The sequence below is a fragment of the Acinetobacter pittii ATCC 19004 = CIP 70.29 genome (assembly GCF_000369045.1).
Lineage (GTDB): Bacteria > Pseudomonadota > Gammaproteobacteria > Pseudomonadales > Moraxellaceae > Acinetobacter > Acinetobacter pittii.
The window spans coordinates 806,030-812,029 of the sequence record NZ_KB849790.1 but is presented as its reverse complement, the minus strand read 5'-3'; the positions used below and the strand labels follow the sequence as shown (position 1 = coordinate 812,029).

The 6,000-nt window shown below is 35.7% G+C and carries 3 protein-coding genes; 2 read left to right on the top strand and 1 reads right to left on the bottom strand.

The features are described 5' to 3' along the window. Together F928_RS0103910 and F928_RS16310 are read left to right on the top strand one after the other, a co-directional pair. Positions 1–3,325: DUF637 domain-containing protein (locus F928_RS0103910; RefSeq protein ID WP_005077086.1), on the top strand; the 3,325-nt coding region annotated here is incomplete at its 5' end. Positions 3,326–3,339: 14 nt separating this feature from the next. Continuing rightward, the gene (locus tag F928_RS16310; RefSeq protein WP_005077084.1) at positions 3,340–4,230 is read left to right on the top strand and encodes a DUF6882 domain-containing protein; all 891 of its coding nucleotides are present in this window, start codon (positions 3,340–3,342) and stop codon (positions 4,228–4,230) included. Between the two features lie 264 nt (positions 4,231–4,494). Here the strand turns inward: F928_RS16310 and F928_RS16305 are convergent, their stop codons facing one another. After that, complete coding sequence (locus tag F928_RS16305) at positions 4,495–5,955, bottom strand: coniferyl aldehyde dehydrogenase (RefSeq protein WP_005077082.1); 1,461 nt, start codon at positions 5,953–5,955, stop codon at positions 4,495–4,497. Positions 5,956–6,000: the final 45 nt, after the last annotated feature.

Sequence of the window (6,000 nt, the reverse complement as noted above, 5' to 3'; positions counted from 1 at the left end):
ATATTCCCAAAACTCAATCGATGACTTTAATAATATTAAAACTACGCTGGAGAGCTTAAAAACATCAGAAGAATATCAAGCTTATACAAAAGATATAGGCACAATGAAGAGCATGAGGGGATATGCTCAACTGGTAGAATTTAGTGGAAATCATGATTTCGCAATGCATTTGATAGAAGAATCAAATAAAATTGAAAAAAATTTAAGTAAGTATAGTACTTTATTAGAGGCTATAGAGTTAAATGAAAAGTCATTAAATGATGCTGAAATATTAAAAAAGATGTTTGATTCGAATGTAGAAGGATCAGAACATGCTGAAGCTAAGTTAAATTCAAAATCAGGGAATATAAATATTACTTCTGTTAAAGGTTTATCTATTAGTGGAGGAAATATTTCTGCTCAAATGGGACAGGTGAATTTAGAAGCAAGTGGAGTCTTAGCTGAACAGTATAAGTCTTCAATTAGTAGTGGAGCTAATCAGCCACCAAAATCATTAAATGCAAGTATTATTATTGATGGTCATACAGATTTTTATGAAAAAGGTACTGAGAGTGAAGGAAATTATAGTTTCCGAACACTAGTCAGTCCTACCATTATTAATGGTGACAAAGGGGTTAACATAAGAACAGTAGGAAAAACTAAAGATGATAACTTGGTTTTACAAGCTACTGGTATTACTTCAAAAAATGGTGACGTAAAAATAGAATCAAATAAAAGTATTTTATTTGATGCAGCTATTGAGCAAAGCTATGACCTGACCACTACGACTGAAAAGAAAAAATCATGGGGTGGTTTAAAGAAAAAGTATATTACGACTGTTTCTGAAAATAATGACACAAATGCAGCTTCAGTTGATATTTCTGCAAAGAATATTTCTATTGAAACGAAGAAACTAGATACGTCAGTGAATGTTAAAACTCCAGATAATAATATTGATATTTATTCTGGACGTTTTACTGCTGAGGGTGGAACAATTTCGATTAAATCGGGGGGAAATCTTAACTTTTACACTGTGGAAGAATCTTCTAGCAGTACAGTAGATGTTACAAAGAAAACCTCATATTCTAAACTTATCTCACTTTTAGGTTCATCAAAAACTACTACTAATACAACACGAACTCAGATTAGTGAATTACCTGCAAATTTAAAAGCAGATTATATTAATACGCAAGCGGTTGATAAGACGAAACTTGTGGGAACAGAGTTTGATTATTTAAAAAATGCAACGATTGAAACTGGAGGAACACTTGAGTTAATAGCAGCAAAGACATCTATTACAGAGCTCTTAAAAAAAGAAAAAAGCTCATTAGCTTGGCAGTCAATGCAAGATAAAGGTTCTATTACTGAAACCGCTCAATTACCAAGTTTTAACGGTCCAGTTTTACCTACCTTTAAAGCTGCTGGTGGTTTGAGTGTGCAAGTTCCAATTAGTGAAAAAGATACTAATAAGGTAGAGCTACGTGATGCGATTCTTGATTTAGCTAAGCAACCGGGAAATGAATATTTAAAAGAGTTTGTTAATCGAAAAGATGTAGATTGGCAAAAAGTTTTATTAACTCAAAAAGATTGGGACTATAAACAGCAAGGTCTTACAGCTGCAGGTGCTGCAATTATTGTGATTATTATAACGATTGTAACTATGGGCACAGGAACGGCTGCAGCTGCAGGTGCTGCTGGCGGAACAGCAGCAAGTGGAACTACTGTTGGTTTGGGCGCAAGTATGATTGGTTCAGCAGGCGTTACAACAGCAACAGTTGGAGGTGTAACCACAATTACAGGTGTTTCTACACTTGGTGCTATGGCAAATGCTGCTATTACAAGTTTAGCAACTCAAGCAGGCGTTAGTTTAATTAATAATGGTGGAGATATTGGTAAGACGCTTAAAGATTTAGGAAGTAAAGATTCAATTAAGAGTTTAGCAACATCTGTTGTTACAGCAGGAGTTTTAAGTAAAATTGCATCAATTGATCAGATGAAAGCTTTGCAGGAAACTACTAAGTCTGGAGAATTCTTTACAAATTTATCAGGTAGAGTGGGACAAGCTTTAGTTAATTCTACTGTTAGTGCTAGTGTTGATACGGCAGTTAATGGAGGTAGTCTAAGTGAAAAATTAAGTGCAAGTCTTGTGGCAGGATTGAGTGTAGCATTACAAGGTTCTTTAGCTGGAGAAATTGGTGAAAATCTTGATCTTGGTAGTAAAGAACTTTCTGACCAAATTTTGCATAAACTAGCTCATGCTGCAGCTGGTTGTATTGCTAGTTCATTACAAGAAAAATGCGAAGCTGGAGCGATTGGGGCGGTAGTTGGGGAAATGGTTGCTGGATCGTTTGATATGGAACCTGAAAATGACGGAGATTATAGTCAAGCTCAGCTAAATAAAGTTAGAAATGTTGGCCAATTGATTTCGGGTGTAGTTGCTGCTTCAGCAGGATATGATGTAACTGTTGCTTCGCAATCCGCATCAACTGCTATAGAAAACAATTGGGGTAAAGTACTTTCATCTACTGGTAAAGCTGCCTATAAGATTTTTAAAAAAGCTACTGAATTACAAAAAGCTGGCAAGAACTTAAATGATACCAATGTTTGGAAGGATATTTTAAAAGATACTGCTACAGGTGAATATCAAGATATGTTGAATTCTTTTAAAACAGCATTTAGTGCTGGTTCAACTCCTCTTGAAAGAACTTGGGCATTAATTGATCTTGCAACTGGAATTGATAAAAAAGATGTCAAGATTGTTCAGGATCTTCTTAAAGATAGGAATACTATTGCGAAGCGTTTACCAAATATTAAAAACGGTCAATTTTTTGATGATAAAAAAATAGAGGAACTTGCAAATCGGGGGGATGTTAAAAAAATTCATCAAATAGATGTGGGAGCAAAAGGTGGCTGGGCTAAGCAAGCCAATGGGAAGCTTGAAGCAAATTCAGCTTATTTGTTACCTAATGGTGCTGCATACGTTACCGATAATAGCGGGAATGTTAAAGAGGTTACTGCCAATTTAAGAAATATTTTAATGGATCGAAATAATTATCAACAAAGTATTGCTGGTAAAAGTGGTATTTCAGGAGATCAAGGAGGGCATTTAATAGCTGCATCTCTTGGTGGTTCAGGGGATCGTATTAATTTAGTTCCTATGGCCAAAACATTAAATAACGGTAGTTGGAAAGCTATGGAAAGTGAGTTAGCAAATGCGGTTAAACTAGGCAAGGATGTAAATATGAAAGTTGCAGTAGGTTATCCCACTGGCAGTAGTAGACCTAATAAATTTATAGTAACTGCTACTATTAATGGAAAATCCACTAATTATCAATTTTCACAGTAATAGGGATTAAATGAATGTACAAATTATTAAGTTCCGATATAGAATTATTTAAAAAGCAATCTTTAATTTTTGTTAAAAATAGGCCATGGGATTCAATTGTTACAAAAATTGGCATGTTTATTCACTCTTCTAAGTTTGAGCAATTTATTGTTTTTGATGGAAATATAGATGAAACAGGGGATATATATGCAGATGGAGAAGATCCCTTTAATAGTATTTCTAGTAGTTTGTGTGATAGGGCTATTGAAATTCAGAAAGAGAATTATATAAGAACAAAAGAAATAATTTGGGGTATTACTTTTACTTTGCATTTTGATGGAGAAATAAAAGTTGAGTATAATCCAAGAATACCTGAATGGTATGAGGGTAATCCTACGATTGACCTTGAAGAAGAAATTAAAAAAGAAACCTTAACAGATAGTAATACTCAGTCGAATACATATCAAGATGGTGTCAAAAGCTTAAATATTCAATCTATTTATCTAGCATGTCGTAAAGAGTTAGAGCTAAAGACTTTAAAAGCATCAAATGATTGGGGTATGAATATTGTAGATGAGTGGGATATTGATCTTGTTATAGGGGGCATAACATTTAATATTGGTGATCGACAAGAGTTTTTTGAAATTAATGTGATAGGAACTTATGATGAGAGAAACCAAACATTTATGTGGGCATGGGAACATCCTTCTATTCCACAGGATCTGCAAGAAGTGGCTTTAATTGTTAAAAAGTACGGAGAACAATATGAAATTGCTGAGTTACAACAACAATTAGTTTATTGTAGTGAAGAAGAAGCATGGAACTTTACTGCTTTAGCAGCACATTTGGCAAAAGCTGATGGAGCATATCGAGGTAAAGTGAATGGTAATTGGATTTATATTGTTTTTAAAAATGACAGTCAATAAACTTTGATGATTAGTTGTAGACAATTATTTATTTAAATATAGATATTTTATTAGTATTAAAAAAAGCTTGGTAATCCAAGCTTTTTTTAATTATGTACCATTTTATTGACTACTGTAATAGGAACAGTATAGCTATTACTCATACTAGGTTTTGGTACTAAAAATTCTGAATTGGTCTATAAGTAATTGGGATATAACTCTATTGCATTAATCAATTCTATAATTAACCAAAAAGCCTCATTACGAGGCTTTCTTTTATATTCTTTATTTAATACTTGGATCGCCTTTTTTCAAGAAAAAGCGAATCGCTAATTTTTGAAGGAATGTTCCATAAGGAGGGTGGAAAAGCTGAGTCGGGAAAAACCGATGACGAATAAAAACTGTTTTAGCATGTGAAAGTTCGCGGAAACCTTCCTCACCATGATATGACCCCATGCCTGAGTTGCCGATACCACCGAAAGGACCATCATGGTTAACTACATGCCAACCCCAATCATTGATGGTCACACCACCCGAATGAGTCTCACGCAAAATACGATCACGTTCTATTGAACTATGCGTAAAGCAATAAAGGGCTAAAGGCCGTTCGTCCGATTTCACATAGGTAATCGCATCATCTAAAGAATCATAAGCCACCACAGGTAAAATAGGGCCAAAGAGTTCTTCTTTCATAATCCGCATGTCTGGCGTGCAATTCAGCACAATGTGCACAGGCATCCTGCGACCTTGTTGGTCAAAGCTATAAGTATCGCAAGGAATAATAAGGGCACCTTTTTCTTGCGCATCGGTCAAAATATCTTGAATACGTTTTAAATGGCGGCCGTTCACAATGGATGTGTAATTCTCATTATTTTCAATGTTTTGACCAAACATTTTTATAAAGCTTGATTTCGCAGCTTCAACAAATTCATCAATACTTTCTTTGGGAACCAACGCGTAGTCAGGCGCTACACAGATTTGACCACTATTAGTTGCTTTGCCATGGGTAATACGTTTTGCCGCATCGGCAAGTGGGTAATTACGGCTCACAATGGCCGGTGATTTGCCACCTAACTCAAGTGTAACAGGTGTTAGATTTTCAGCAGCAGCTCGCATGACGACTTTGCCAATGGCAGGAGAACCTGTAAATACAATATGGTTAAATGGCAAAGAGGTAAATCTTGCTGGGTCTGTAATTTCTTCACCAAACACGGCTACTTCATCTTCGTTAAAGACTTCGGCAAGCATGCGTCTTAGCATGGCATTGGTATTTGGTGTAATTTCAGGGAGTTTAATCATGACTCGGTTGCCTGCAGTTAATGCGGCAATGAGTGGGCCAAGTGCTAAATAAACTGGGAAATTCCAAGGTACAATCACACCAACCACGCCTTTAGGTTGGTATTGCACACTTAAACGGTTTGATAAAAATAAAAGCTCGGTACGGCGTTTACTTGGACGCATCCAGCGGCGTAAATGATGAATCGCATGATCGGCTTCTAACACAGAGCCAAGCAAATCTAATAGTTTAGACTCATCAAGTGATCTTGAACTAAAATCGGAATTAATCGCGGCAGCTAAAGCATCTTGATAACGGATAATTTGTTTTTTAAGTTGATGCAGTTTTGTGCGACGTGCTTCAAGACTTGGATAGGGATCTGCCTCAAAATTGGCACGTTGTTTGGAAAAAATAAGTTCCATATGTTCAGTGGCAGAGCCGCTATATTCTTTTAAGGTGGACTGTTCCATTATTATTCCTTCCATACTTTTGCTTATCATACTTTATGCTTGAAG